Source organism: Chelatococcus caeni (assembly GCF_014196925.1).
GTDB classification, from domain to species: Bacteria; Pseudomonadota; Alphaproteobacteria; order Rhizobiales; family Beijerinckiaceae; genus Chelatococcus_A; species Chelatococcus_A caeni.
Genome location: NZ_JACIEN010000004.1, coordinates 44,439 through 56,259 on the forward strand (window position 1 = coordinate 44,439; position 11,821 = coordinate 56,259).

The window sequence follows — 11,821 nt, forward strand, 5'->3', positions numbered from 1 at the left end:
GGGTCTTCCTATTTGACGGCGCCGAAGGTGAGCCCGCGCACGAGTTGGCGCTGGGCGAACCAGCCGAGGACGAGGATGGGGGCGATGGCGAGGGTCGAGGCGGCGGAGAGCTTGGCCCAGAACAGCCCCTCGGGGCTCGAATAGGCGGCGATGAAAGCGGTCAGCGGCGCCGCCTGCGAGGTGGAGAGATTGAGCGTCCAGAAGGCCTCGTTCCAGGCGAGGATGACGTTGAGCAGCAGCGTCGAGGCGATGCCTGGCACCGCCATGGGCGCGAGCACGTAGACGATCTCCTTGCCGAGGGAGGCGCCGTCCATGCGCGCCGCCTCGAGGATGTCGGCGGGGATCTCGCGGAAGTAGGTGTAGAGCATCCACACGATGATCGGCAGGTTGATCATGGTGAGGACCGCCGTGAGGCCGGCGCGGCTGTCGAGCAGGCCGAAGTCGCGGAAGAGGAGATAGATCGGCACCAGCACCCCGACCGCCGGCAGCATCTTGGTCGAGAGCATCCACATCAGGACGTCCTTGGTGCGCCGTGTCGGCGAGAAGGCCATCGCCCAGGCCGCCGGGATGGCGATGAGAAGCCCGAGGAGCGTCGAGCCGAGCGAGATGACGATCGAGTTCGTCATGTGCCGCAGGTAGTTGGAGCGGCTCTGCACGGTGGCGTAGTTCTCCGCCGTCCAGTCGAAGAAGAGGAACTGCGGCGGGATGGCGATGGCTGTGCCCTCGCTCTTGAACGAGGTCAGCACCGTCCAGAGGATGGGGAAGAAGACGAGGAAGCCGACGGCCCATCCGATGATGGTGAAGGCGATCCGGCGTCTGGCGGAAGCGGCGCGCGCCATCCTGTCACCTGTCGAGGTTCTTGCCGATGAGGCGGATGAGGAAGATGGCGACGATGTTGGCGAGCACGACGGCGACGATGCCGCCGGCGGAGGCGCCGCCCACGTCGAACTGCAGGAGCGCCTGCATGTAGACGAGATAGGTGATCGTCGTCGTCTGCACGCCGGGCCCGCCGTTGGTGGTGACGAGGATCTCGGCGAAGACGGAGAGGAGGAAGATCGTCTCGATGAGGACGACCACCGTCATCGCCCGCGCCAGATGCGGCAGCACGATATAGACGAAGCGCGAGACGGCGCCGGCCCCGTCCATCTCCGCCGCCTCCTTCTGCTCCTCGTCGAGCGACTGCAGGGCGGTGAGCAGGATGAGGGTGGCGAAGGGCAGCCACTGCCAGGCGACGATGAGGATGATGGACAGGAGCGGCAGGTCGGCGAACCAGTCGACCGGCGCGAAGCCGAGTGAGCGCGCGATCCAGGCGAAGAGCCCGTTCACCGGGTGCATCAGCATGGTCTTCCACACCAGCGCCGAGACGGTGGGCATGACGAAGAACGGCGCGATGACGAGCAGCCGCACGATGCCGCGGCCGAAGAAGGGCTGGTCGAGCAGGAGGGCGAGCCCCGTGCCGCCGATCACCGTGATCGCCAGCACGCCGCCGACGAGGAGGAGCGTGTTGGCGAGCGCCGTGCCGAAGGCCGGATCGGTGAGGAAATAGACGTAGTTGCCGAGGCCGGTGAAGCTCTCCATGCCCGGCATCAGCAGGTTGTAGCGCAGCAGCGAGAAGTAGAGCGTCATGCCGAGCGGCACGATCATCCATGCCAGCAGCAGGATGACCGCCGGCGCCATCATCAGCCGTGCGCTCGCGCGTGTGTGCAGGGTCGCCATGGCTCGTCCGTTCGCTGCGGGATGCGGTGGTCCGGGTGCCCATTCATCCGGGGCATCGCCCTTCGTTCCCTCCCCTTGTTTGGGGGGAGGGCTGAGGGGGCGGTACCGCCAGGACAGCGGCGGCGCTCTTGCATGAGCGACCCCCACCCCAACTCCTCCCCGCAAGGGGGGAGGGGGGAGCCGGGCCTACTTGATGTATCCGGCCCGGGTCATCTCGCGTGTCGTCAGCTGCTGCGCATTGCTCAGCGCCTGGTCCGCGCTCGCCTGGCCCGCGAGGGCGGCCGAGAACTGCTGGCCGACGGCAGTGCCGATGCCCTGGAACTCCGGGATCGCGACGAACTGCACGCCGACGTAAGGCACCGGATCGACCGTCGGCTTCGTCGGATCGGCCGCCTCGATAGAGGCGAGCGTCATCGCGGCGAAGGGCGCCGCCTGCTGGTACTGCGGGTTGTCGTAGAGCGACTTGCGCGTGCCCGGGGGCACGTTGGCCCAGCCTTCCTTCTCGGCGACGAGGGCGAGATAGTCCTTGCTCGTGGCCCAGGCGATGAACTTCTTCGCGGCCTCTTCCTTCTTGGTGCCGGCGGGGACGGCGAGCGACCATGCCCACAGCCAGTTGCCGCGCTTGCCGAGCCCCTTGTCGGGCGCGAGCGCGAAGCCGACCTTGTCGGCCACCTGGCTCTCCTTGGGATTGGTGACGAAGGAGGCTGCGACCGTGGCGTCGATCCACATGGCGCACTTGCCGCTCTGGAAGAGGGCGAGGTTCTCGTTGAAGCCGTTGGACGAGGCGCCGGGCGGGCCGGCGTCGCGCATGAGGTCGAGGTAGAACGTCAGGGCCTCTTTCCACTGGGGCGTGTCGAACTGCGGCTTCCAGCTCTCGTCGAACCAGCGCGCGCCGAAGGAATTGGCCATGGCCGTGAGGAAGGCCATGTTCTCGCCCCAACCGGCCTTGCCGCGCAGGCAGATGCCGTAGACCTCCTTGTTCTTGTCGGTGATCTTGCGGGCCGCCTCGGCGACGAAGTCCCACGTCGGCGCGTCCGGCATCGTCAGCCCGGCGGCCTCGAAGAGGTCCTTGCGGTACATGGTCATCGAGCTCTCGCCGTAGAACGGGGCGGCATAGAGCTTGCCGTCGACGGTGAGGCCGTTGCGGATGGCCGGCAGCAGGTCGTCGGCGGCATAGTCCGCGCCGAGGTCGTCGAGCGGCAGGAGCCAGTTCTGCTTGCTCCAGATCGGCACTTCGTAGGTGCCGATGGTCATGACGTCGTACTGCCCGCCCTTGGTGGCGATGTCGGTGGTCACGCGCTGGCGCAGCACGTTTTCCTCGAGGATCACCCACTCGAGCTGGATGTCCGGATTGGCCTTGGTGAACTCGCCGGACAGCGCCTGCATGCGGATCATGTCGCCGTTGTTCACCGTGGCGATGGTGAGCGTCTCGGCGGCGACGAGGCCGGTCGTCGCAAACAGACACGCGGCCCCGAGGAGCCATGTCTTGAGCTTCATGATGTTCCTCCCAATGCGATCTCGTTGAGCATTTGCCACATTGATGAGCAAATATTTGCTCAAGCGAGTCGGGAGTCAATACGAAATCGTCGCCGCGCTGCGGCGGTGGCAGCGGTCGCGGCCGGGATCGCCTTCCCGTCATGCCCGCGCCCGTCGCGGGCATGACGGCGGAGACCGTCGGGAGACCATGTCTATGTTGTGCGCCGGGACCGGCGGGACCGGGAGGGCCGAAGCCTGGCTAGTCCAGCAGCGCCTCGGCCGTTGCCTCGTCGGTGATGAGGCCGTTGACGAGCCCGCCGCGGATGGCGGCGGCGATGCCGGGCAGCTTGCGGGTGCCCTTGGCCGTGGCGATGACGAGCGAGCGGGCGCGGTCGGGGATGGCGGCGCTCGTCACCCGCTCGTTGGTGATGCCCGCGACGAGGCGCCCCTCGGCGTCGAAGGACCAGCCGACGATCTCGCCGATGGCGCCGGCCTTCTGCAGGGCCGTGAGCTCCGCGCGGGTGATGAAGCCGTCGACGTAGAGCGGCGCCTCGTCGCCGAAGTCGCCGACGCCGACGAAGGTGATGTCGGCCTCGGCCGCCAGCGCCAGCGTGGAGCGGATCATCGGCTGCTGGTGCAGCGTGTCGCGCTCGGCGCGGGAGGAGGCGATGACCGGCAGCGGCATGGGGAAGGAGCGCGACTTGATCTTGTCGGCCATCGTGAAGACGACGTTGTAATAGGCGGCCGAGCCGTCCGGGGCGATGTTGCCGGTGAGCGAGACCACCTTGTGCTGCGGGCATTCGAGCCGCGGCAGCGCCTCGATGGCCGCCTTCAGCGTCCGCCCCGTGCCCATCGCCATGACGACGGGCTCCTCCCGGCGCAGCCATTTCTCGATCTCGGCGGCCGCCGCCTCGGCGACGCCGAGCGTCGTTGAGTCCGATGCAGGGTCGGTCGGCACCACCTCGCAATATTTCAGGCCGAAATGGTCCGTCAGGCGCCGCGCCAGGTCCATGCAGCGGGCGATGGGGTGGTCGATGCGCACCTTGACGAGCCCCTCGGCCATGGCGAGCGAGACGAGGCGCTGCGCCGACTGGCGCGAGACGCCGAGCTTGGCGGCGATCTGGTCCTGCGTGTTGCCGGCGACGTAGTAGAGCCACCCCGCCCGCGCCGCCTCGTCCAACCGGCTGCCGCTCGCCATGTCCGCTCCCTTCGCTGCCCGCGCGGCGCAAGCTATGACACTCCGCCACGCAGTCCAATGCCCTTTCGCCGGCGCAAGGGTCACGTGGCTGCCGGAGCGAGAGGAGGGAAGGGGGAGGCGCTTTCTATCCGCTGGCGGCCGACTGGTCGGAGTCGGAGCCGTCGAGCTGGATGCAGTTGCGGCCGGCCATCTTGGCGCAATAGAGCGCGTTGTCGGCGCGCGAATAGAGGCTGAGGGCGATGTCCCCGTCCTGGCAGGCGGCTATGCCGGCCGAGAACGTGTAGCCGAAGTCCGGCCGCTCGACGAGCGGCCGCGACTGGCGCACGACGACGAGCATTCTTTCCACGATCAGGGCCGCCTCCGCGATGGAGGTGCCCGGCATGACGAGGACGAACTCCTCGCCGCCGACCCGGCCGAAGCAGTGGGTGCGCTGCACGAGGCCGTGCACCTTGACGGTGAAGTCGCACAGGATCTGGTCGCCCACCTGATGGCCGAACCGGTCGTTGATGGCCTTGAAGCCGTCGATGTCGAGGACGGCGAGGCAGCCGCGCCCGGCGTCGGCGCGCTGCAGCATGTCCTCGATCCGCGCCATGACGAAGCGACGATTGGCGACGCCGGTCAGCTCATCGGTGTAGGAGGCCTTGATGGCGAGGTCCCGGTCCTGGCGGACCGCGCGGCTCCTGGCCCGCAGGCCGGTGATGTCGCTGGCGATGCACAGCATCCAGCCGTTGGCCTGCATCGTCTCCGTCATCCACAGCCAGCGGCCGTCGAAGAGGTCGGTCTCGAAAGCGCGGAAGCCGATCTTGCCGCGGCGCGACTGCGTGGAGCGCAGCCATTCCTCGAAATCGGCGGCATGAATGACCGTGCCTCGGCCGGCCTGATGGTTGCGCCGCATCAGGTCCGCCCACAGCGGCGTCTCGTCTGGCGCGATAAAATAGGCAGCGCGAAAGGCCTTGTTGGCATAGCGCAGACGATCGAAACCGTCATAGGCGGCGATCAGGACCGGCGTCTCTTCGTACAGCCCGAACAGCTCTTTGAAGACCTCGTCCATGCCGACGCATCCTACCGATCGGCGCCCCAGAGAAAACTAAACTTTGAGGGACCCTGCCCGGAAGCCCGGCTTGCGCTGATTTTCAGGAAGCCTCGGGGGCGCCGGCAAGGGGCGCCAGCCGCCGCATATCGCGGCGCGACCAAAGGCATGGGCCCGCGTCTGCCTTACGGTCCGCCGGCCATCGATCCCACCACGACCATGACCAGCGCGTCGACGTCGATCTCGCCTTCGACGGCGACCCGCTCGCCGGCCCGGCGCACCCGCAGCCTGGATGGGTTCTCGGCAGCCTGCCGCTCGAGTTCCTCGACAACGGCGGTGATCGCCTTCGTTTCGAGCGGCTCGTGGTTCGTATGGTCGGTCTTCATTCCGGATCATCCCTTGCGCGATGGGCCTCCTGCCCCGGTCCGGCATGGGCTCGCTGCCCTGTGCCGGTCGGCTGCTGCGTGCGGCCCAGGGCGTGCTCGACGAGCGACTGAATCTCCCGGGCAGCGGCAGCCTCGGCGGCGAAGCTCGACTGCATGACGGCGCCGGGATCCTCCTGCTGGTCCGCAACCGTCAGGCGGTCCTCGAGCGCGGCCTTCAGATCGTCCGCGCCGTTCCTGACGAGATGCCCGACGACGATGGCCAGGACTTCCTTCAGGCCGTTGATGCGGCCTTCGAGTTCGAAGGGACTGAGCTCGGACATGGGGCGGCCCTCAACCTGTCTCGACATCGGCCGCGCCGGCCTCGCGAAAGGCCTGCTCGGCCCGTGCGATCTGGCTGCGGCTGACGTCGGCCGATACCGCGATCCTGCCGCGCAGTGCGGCGTCGAGGCCGGAGTTTTCCGCCCGGGCGGTCTCACGCTCCGATGCGGCGGCACCCGCGGTGTTGGCGGCGTCGGCCGCCGCCACGAAGACATCGGAGCGATCGATGCCGTGCTCCTGCACGAGATGCTCGATCGCGCGCTCGGCGGCCTCCCGTGTGGCGAAGGTCCCGCGGATGGTGCTGACACTGTCGTCGCCCATGGCATGCACTCCCTCGTTTCGCCCCAAGCGATCGAGAGCCGGGATTGTTCCGGGGTGAGTGGCGGGGATTTCCCTGTCGCGGCACGACGTCCCGCGCGTTCAGCCTTTCCAGCCCCGCGCGCGTTCGACCGCCTCGGCGAAACGCCGGCGGTCATCGGCGGTGACCGAACCGTCGGGGATGAAGGTGGCCGCCGGCGCCCGGGCCGCCCCGACATCGACGCCGCATAGCTCGGCGAGGCCCAGCGCGGTCAATTCATGCATCGCGGGCACCGTTATCGTTCGGTTGCAGGCGGACGCCAGGAACCGGGCAAAATAGGCGCTGCGGGAGAGCCCACCGTCGATCGAGATGGCGGAGCCCAGTTGCACGACTCGTGACGTCGCCTCGACGAGGTCCGCGGTGAGCATGGCGATGCCTTCCATCACCGCGCGCGCCATGTCGCGCCGGTCGGTGGCATGGTCCATGCCGATGAACAGGGGCGCAGCCCGTCTGTCCCAATAGGGCGCGGCCAGTCCGGACAGGGCGGGCACGAAGACAAGGCCGCGGCTGAGCGCCGAGGGCCCCTCGAAGGCGCCGAGCTCCTCCATCGTCGAGAAGAGACCGATGCCGCGCGCCCATTCGAGCGCGGCACCTGCATCATAGACGCCGCCTTCGACGGCAAAGATCCGGCCCTGCCCCTGGCGTTGCCAGGCGACCGTCGGCAGCAGGCTGGATGCCGGCGGTGGCTGCTCGCCCGAGACGGCGAGCAGGAAGGCGCCGGTGCCGAAGGTGATCTTGCAGTCGCCCGGCGCGCGGCAATCATGCCCGTAAAGCGCCGCCTGCTGGTCGACGATGGAGACCTTGACCGGCGTGCTGCCGATCCGGCCGAAGCCGCTGTCGACGGCCCTGATCTCGGGCAGGCAGTCCAGCGGCACGCCGTGCAGGTCGCACAGTTCGGCGCTCCAGGCTCCCGTCTCGAGGTCGAGGAGGCCCGTGCGCGATGCGGTGGCGGCGTCCGTGAGGAAGGAACCGCAAAGCCGGTCGAGAAAGAAGGCGTCGGTCGTCCCGAGACGAAGCCGCCCCGCCGCGCGCGCGGATGCGACCTCGGGCACATTGTCGACCAGCCAGGCGAGCTTGCCGGCGGAGAAATAGGGGTCGAGCGGCAGCCCGCAGATCTGCCTGGAGCGCTGCTCGGCCGCGGGGCCGAGCGCCGCGAGCGCACCGGCCGTGCGCGCGTCCTGCCACACGATCACCGGGGAGAGCGGCTTGCCGGTCGCTCCATCCCAGGCAAGGCAGCTCTCGCCCTGGTTGGCGAGGCCGATCGCATCGACCGAACCGGCCGCCTCCAGCACGGCTTCGATATTGTGCAGAAGCTCTTCCGGGTCGTGCTCGACCCGGCCGGGGGCGGGATGCGACTGGCGATGCCGGCGGCTGCCGGCGAGGCGCCATGTCCCGCCGTCCTCGATGACGAGGCAGCGGGTCGATGTGGTTCCCTGATCGAGGGCGGCAACGCGCATTCAGGGCTCCTCGGCGAAGCGGAAGCCGATGTGCCGTGCATCCTGCGCCGAATCCGGGATCGGGACGAGGATGCGCCGCTCGGGCAGCCAGCGCCCCCGCCCGTGCCAGACCGTCCGGCCGTCGATGGTGAGGGAGAGCGTGCCCCGCGCCTTGCGGAGGAAGCGCAGCTGAAACTGGCGCAAGGCCGCCGAACGGATGTCGCGCCGCCGCACGAGGGCGGGGACAACGAGCTTGACGGGGTCCTCGTAGGACACGGACACGTGGTCCGCCGCGGGGCTTCCGCTTTCGAGGTCCTGCGCGATGGCCGCCCCGACGGCGCGGCCCTCCCGGAAGGCCCAGCCGCCGGTCTCGACCGCGCGCAGCACGTTTCCGCCGGCAAAGTAGAGCGGATTGGCGAGGCGTCCGTCCTGGTCCACCGCCGGGCCGGCGCTCCCGGCATCGACGCCGAGCGGCGATTGCAGGAAAAGCGCCGATTCCGGCGTGAACACGCCCGTCAGCAGCACGCCGTCGCAGGCGAGCGTCTCGGACCGGGCGTCGCAGCGCAGCGTCACGGCCTCGACCCGCGACGACCCGAGGATGTCGAGGATCTCGACGCCCTTGCGGAAGGGGATGCCGACAAGGCCCGGGAACCAGGACAGGGGGGCTCTCGCCAGCGCATGCGGCCGTGTTTCGACGACGGCGACGGGCCGTGCGCCATGGGTGAGGCAGGTCAGCACGGCCGACAGCGATACCAGCTCGGACCCGACGATCAGCGGCCGACGAAACGGCATGAGGCCGTGAAAGGCCACATAGGCCTGCAGCGTGCCCGTCGTCAGGATGCCGATCGGCCGGTCGCCGGGAAGGAGCCGTGCCGCGCGCGGCTGCTCCCGGGCGCCCGTCGTCACCATGATGCGCCGGGCGGTCATCGCTTCGACGCCGCGGTGGGTCGCTACCTCGACGCTGCCGTCCATCCCGAGCCCGACGACGCTGTGCCCGGTGCGGACATCGACGCCGTGCTTTTGCGCCTCCTCCTCCAGCCGCCGGCCGTAGGAAGCGCCGAAATACACGCGTCCGAACTCCCGCATGCCGAAGGGGGAGTGGCTGCAATGGCGGGTCGCCCCGCCGAGCTGCGCCTCGCGCTCGAGAAGCACGATCTTCTCGACGCCCCGGCGGCGCAGCTCCAGGCCGGCGGCAACCCCCGAAGGCCCGCCGCCGATGATGATGACGTCGGCATCCGTCCCGCTCATCGGTTACGGTCCTCCGCGTCGACGGCGAGCGGCGTGGCAAGCCTGCCTTTCGTCATCTCGGCCAGGCGCGCATGGCAGTAGAAGCCCTGGCAGCGCCCCATCCCGGCGCGCGTCCGGCGCCGCAAGCCGCCGAAATCGCCCGGCGGGACGGGGCTCTCCAGCGCCGCTTCGATCTCCCGCCGCGTCACGAGCTCGCAGTGGCAGACGATCTCGCCGTGGTCCGGCCGCTGCCAGTCCCTCTCACGGGTCTCGGCGAGGTTGGGAACGGGAACCGGAGGGGCCGTTTGCGGCGGGGCGAGCGGCGCTGCGAACGTCGCATGGAGCTCGAGGGCGTGCCGGGCGAGCCCGAGCGCCGAGCTGAGGCCCGTCGAGCGGATGCCGCCGAGGGTGATCGCGCGCTTCTCCCGCCGCACGAAGATGCGGTAGGCCTTGCTTTCCGTCGCCGGCCGCAGCCCGGCATAGACGGCCGTCACGGGCATTCCCGCGAGCGCCGGAACGATCTCGCTGCCGCGCGCGAGCAGGGCCTGCAAGGTCCTCGCATCGACGGCGGCTCGGTTGCGGTCCTCCTGCTCCTCGGCCGTGGGGCCGATGAGGACGTTGCCGAAGGCCGTCGGGCAGACGACGATGCCCTTGGTGATCTCCGTCGGCACCGGCAGGACGATGCGCGGCACATGGCGGGCGGCCGCCTTGTCGAGGACCACGAACTGCCCCTTGCGGGGCTTGATGCGGAATTCGGGCGCGAAGCCGAGACGCTCGTCGACCGTATCGCCATGAAGGCCGGCCGTGTTGACCACGGCGCGGGCGCTGACGGGGCCGGCGGAGGTCTCAAGGTGCCAGATATCGTCGAAGCGGCCCGCGAGCAGTTCGGCCTGGCGCAGAAAGCGCGCCCCGAGGGCCACGGCCTCGCTCAGATAGGCGAGCGGCGCCGACCAGGGGTCGATCACGTGCTCGTCCCGCACCTCGAGCGCCGCGGCGAGGCGGTCCGACAGCGCCGGCATGGTGCGGCGTGCCTCGGCGCCGCTCAGCAGCGTCAGGCCGTCGATGCCGTTCGCGCGGCCGGTCTCGGCGATGCTCTCGAGCCTCTCCGCTTCGTCGTCGTTCCAGGCACAGACGAGCGCGCCGGTGCGCACCAGCGGCAGGTTGCGACTCTCGTGGATCTCCAGATATTCCTGCCGGCCGGCGCGAATGAGCGCCAGCTCCAGGCTCGATGGCGGCGCATCGAAGCCGGTGTGGAGAATGGCGCTGTTGGCCTTGGAGGCGCCGCAGAGAATATCGGCGCCTTTCTCGATCAGGATGGCCTTTGCCCCCGCGAGTGCGAAGCGCCGCACGACGGCGCAGCCCACGACCCCGGCCCCGATCACGGCGACGTCGAACAGGTCTTCGCGCGGGGACACGGGCGTGAGGCTCATGGTCGGGTCCTGCGAGGGTATGTCCGGGCCGCCTGGCATCGGCGCTCATGCCTCTTGGCGAGGGAATACCCGGACAGCCCCTTGATCCGGGTATTCCGCACGTCACGAGCTTCAGGCCGGTCGTCAGCGGTACGGATAGCCCGCCTTGTCCATGGTGGCGGCGTATTTCTTGAAAGCCTCGACGACCTTGCCCGCGCGCGGGCTGGAGGCGGCGACCTCGTTCCAGAAGCCTTCGGCGTCCTTGACCACCTGCGCCCATTCTTCCTCGGGGAGGGCGGTGAGCTCCATCTTCTCGCCTTCGACGCGCAGCTTGGCCTCGCCGCCCCAGTACCAGACGTTGCGGTAGTAGTGCGACTGATCGATGGTGCTGCGGAAGAGCTGCTGCAGATGCGGGGGCACCTTCTGCCAGCTTGGCGTATTGGCGAAATAGCTGCCGAACCAGGCGCCCGTCACGGAATTCGTCAGGGCGTATTTGCACACGTCGGCCCAGCCGACCTCATAGGCTTCCGTGAAGCCGCACCAGGCGACGCCGTCGAGCTCGCCCGTCTGCATGGCGACCTCGACATTGTCCCAGGGGATCGTCACCGGGACGAGGCCATAGCGGGAGAGGAACCGGCCGGCGGTCGGCACGCCGAACACGCGCAGCCCCTTGAGGTCGGCGAGGCTGCGGATCGGCTTGTTCACCGTGAAGATGTGGAGGGGGTCCCAGGCGCCGGTCGACAGCCAGGTGACGTTGTCGACGCCGGCATAGGCCTCCTCCCAGATTTCCTTCAGCCCGTAGTACTGGAAGAGCGCCGCCACATCGAGGCTGTAGCGCGTGGCGAAGGGAAAGTAGCCGCCGAACACGGCGATATCGACCGGCGAGGCCATGGTCGCCTCGTCCGACTGCACGGCGTCGAGGGTGCCGGCCTGCAGGGCGCGGAACAGGTCGGCGGTCGGGACGAGCTGGTCGGCGAAGAAGAGCTCGATGACCATTTCGCCGTTGGCGGCCGCATTGAAGGCCTCGATCTGCGGCTGGATCACATGGGCTCCGAGCGGCGCGCCCGAATAGGTCTGGAGACGCCACCGGATGGGGCCCGTCTGCGCATTGATGTAGGGAGCGGCGAGTGTCGATCCCGCAACGGCGGCGCCTGCGCCAAGTCCTGCCTTGCGCAGGAAATTGCGGCGGGTGGCCAGAATTCGCTCGGATGGACTTTGTTTGGTTTCCTCGGTCATCGAACGCTCCTCTCTGGTTGCTGTGGGATCG

The 11,821-nt window shown here is 69.0% G+C and carries 12 protein-coding genes; all 12 read right to left on the reverse strand.

Translation table 11 applies throughout. The features are described 5' to 3' along the window. Positions 1 to 8: 8 nt before the first annotated feature. The 12 genes from GGR16_RS16385 to dctP all read right to left on the reverse strand — a co-directional run bounded on the left by GGR16_RS16385 (position 9) and on the right by dctP (position 11,790). Complete coding sequence (locus GGR16_RS16385; RefSeq protein ID WP_183317284.1) at positions 9 to 839, reverse strand: carbohydrate ABC transporter permease; 831 nt, start codon at positions 837 to 839, stop codon at positions 9 to 11. Positions 840 to 843: 4 nt separating this feature from the next. Beyond that, positions 844 to 1,716, reverse strand: coding sequence for a carbohydrate ABC transporter permease (locus GGR16_RS16390; protein ID WP_183317285.1), 873 nt, complete (start codon positions 1,714 to 1,716; stop codon positions 844 to 846). Between the two features lie 186 nt (positions 1,717 to 1,902). After that, a complete protein-coding gene (locus GGR16_RS16395) occupies positions 1,903 to 3,213 on the reverse strand; it encodes an ABC transporter substrate-binding protein (RefSeq protein ID WP_183317286.1) in 1,311 nt (436 codons plus the stop codon). 238 nt (positions 3,214 to 3,451) lie between these two features. After that, on the reverse strand, positions 3,452 to 4,390 hold the full coding sequence (locus GGR16_RS16400) for a sugar-binding transcriptional regulator (RefSeq protein WP_019402176.1): 939 nt from the start codon (positions 4,388 to 4,390) through the stop codon (positions 3,452 to 3,454). A gap of 124 nt (positions 4,391 to 4,514) precedes the next feature. After that, positions 4,515 to 5,441: a GGDEF domain-containing protein gene (locus tag GGR16_RS16405; RefSeq protein WP_183317287.1), complete on the reverse strand. Its 927-nt coding sequence runs from the start codon at positions 5,439 to 5,441 to the stop codon at positions 4,515 to 4,517. 164 nt (positions 5,442 to 5,605) lie between these two features. Further along, the gene (locus GGR16_RS16410) at positions 5,606 to 5,806 is read right to left on the reverse strand and encodes a hypothetical protein (RefSeq protein WP_019402178.1); all 201 of its coding nucleotides are present in this window, start codon (positions 5,804 to 5,806) and stop codon (positions 5,606 to 5,608) included. Beyond that, positions 5,803 to 6,126, reverse strand: a complete 324-nt coding sequence (locus GGR16_RS16415; RefSeq protein WP_183317288.1) for a hypothetical protein — start codon at positions 6,124 to 6,126, stop codon at positions 5,803 to 5,805. The genes GGR16_RS16410 and GGR16_RS16415 overlap by 4 nt, the downstream gene beginning before the upstream one ends. A 10-nt stretch (positions 6,127 to 6,136) precedes the next feature. Then, the gene (locus GGR16_RS16420) at positions 6,137 to 6,445 is read right to left on the reverse strand and encodes a hypothetical protein (protein ID WP_183317289.1); all 309 of its coding nucleotides are present in this window, start codon (positions 6,443 to 6,445) and stop codon (positions 6,137 to 6,139) included. 99 nt (positions 6,446 to 6,544) lie between these two features. Further along, the gene (locus tag GGR16_RS16425) at positions 6,545 to 7,939 is read right to left on the reverse strand and encodes an FGGY family carbohydrate kinase (protein ID WP_183317290.1); all 1,395 of its coding nucleotides are present in this window, start codon (positions 7,937 to 7,939) and stop codon (positions 6,545 to 6,547) included. Then, on the reverse strand, positions 7,940 to 9,166 hold the full coding sequence (locus tag GGR16_RS16430) for an NAD(P)/FAD-dependent oxidoreductase (RefSeq protein ID WP_183317291.1): 1,227 nt from the start codon (positions 9,164 to 9,166) through the stop codon (positions 7,940 to 7,942). After that, positions 9,163 to 10,575 carry an NAD(P)/FAD-dependent oxidoreductase gene (locus tag GGR16_RS16435; protein ID WP_183317292.1) on the reverse strand — a complete coding sequence of 471 codons (1,413 nt, stop codon included), beginning with the start codon at positions 10,573 to 10,575 and terminating at the stop codon, positions 9,163 to 9,165. The genes GGR16_RS16430 and GGR16_RS16435 overlap by 4 nt, the downstream gene beginning before the upstream one ends. Before the next feature lie 123 nt (positions 10,576 to 10,698). Next, complete coding sequence (gene dctP / locus GGR16_RS16440; RefSeq protein ID WP_019402949.1) at positions 10,699 to 11,790, reverse strand: TRAP transporter substrate-binding protein DctP; 1,092 nt, start codon at positions 11,788 to 11,790, stop codon at positions 10,699 to 10,701. Positions 11,791 to 11,821 lie beyond the last annotated feature (31 nt).

What these genes read in the sequence shown, in the direction of transcription:
- GGR16_RS16415 (WP_183317288.1), bottom strand. Translation starts at nt 6,126, where the DNA reads ATGTCCGAGCTCAGTCCCTTCGAACTCGAAGGCCGCATCAACGGCCTG.
- GGR16_RS16420 (WP_183317289.1), bottom strand. Translation starts at nt 6,445, where the DNA reads ATGGGCGACGACAGTGTCAGCACCATCCGCGGGACCTTCGCCACACGG.
- dctP (WP_019402949.1), bottom strand. Translation starts at nt 11,790, where the DNA reads ATGACCGAGGAAACCAAACAAAGTCCATCCGAGCGAATTCTGGCCACC.
- GGR16_RS16385 (WP_183317284.1), bottom strand. Translation starts at nt 839, where the DNA reads ATGGCGCGCGCCGCTTCCGCCAGACGCCGGATCGCCTTCACCATCATC.
- GGR16_RS16395 (WP_183317286.1), bottom strand. Translation starts at nt 3,213, where the DNA reads ATGAAGCTCAAGACATGGCTCCTCGGGGCCGCGTGTCTGTTTGCGACG.
- GGR16_RS16390 (WP_183317285.1), bottom strand. Translation starts at nt 1,716, where the DNA reads ATGGCGACCCTGCACACACGCGCGAGCGCACGGCTGATGATGGCGCCG.
- GGR16_RS16400 (WP_019402176.1), bottom strand. Translation starts at nt 4,390, where the DNA reads ATGGCGAGCGGCAGCCGGTTGGACGAGGCGGCGCGGGCGGGGTGGCTC.
- GGR16_RS16430 (WP_183317291.1), bottom strand. Translation starts at nt 9,166, where the DNA reads ATGAGCGGGACGGATGCCGACGTCATCATCATCGGCGGCGGGCCTTCG.
- GGR16_RS16425 (WP_183317290.1), bottom strand. Translation starts at nt 7,939, where the DNA reads ATGCGCGTTGCCGCCCTCGATCAGGGAACCACATCGACCCGCTGCCTC.
- GGR16_RS16435 (WP_183317292.1), bottom strand. Translation starts at nt 10,575, where the DNA reads ATGAGCCTCACGCCCGTGTCCCCGCGCGAAGACCTGTTCGACGTCGCC.
- GGR16_RS16405 (WP_183317287.1), bottom strand. Translation starts at nt 5,441, where the DNA reads ATGGACGAGGTCTTCAAAGAGCTGTTCGGGCTGTACGAAGAGACGCCG.
- GGR16_RS16410 (WP_019402178.1), bottom strand. Translation starts at nt 5,806, where the DNA reads ATGAAGACCGACCATACGAACCACGAGCCGCTCGAAACGAAGGCGATC.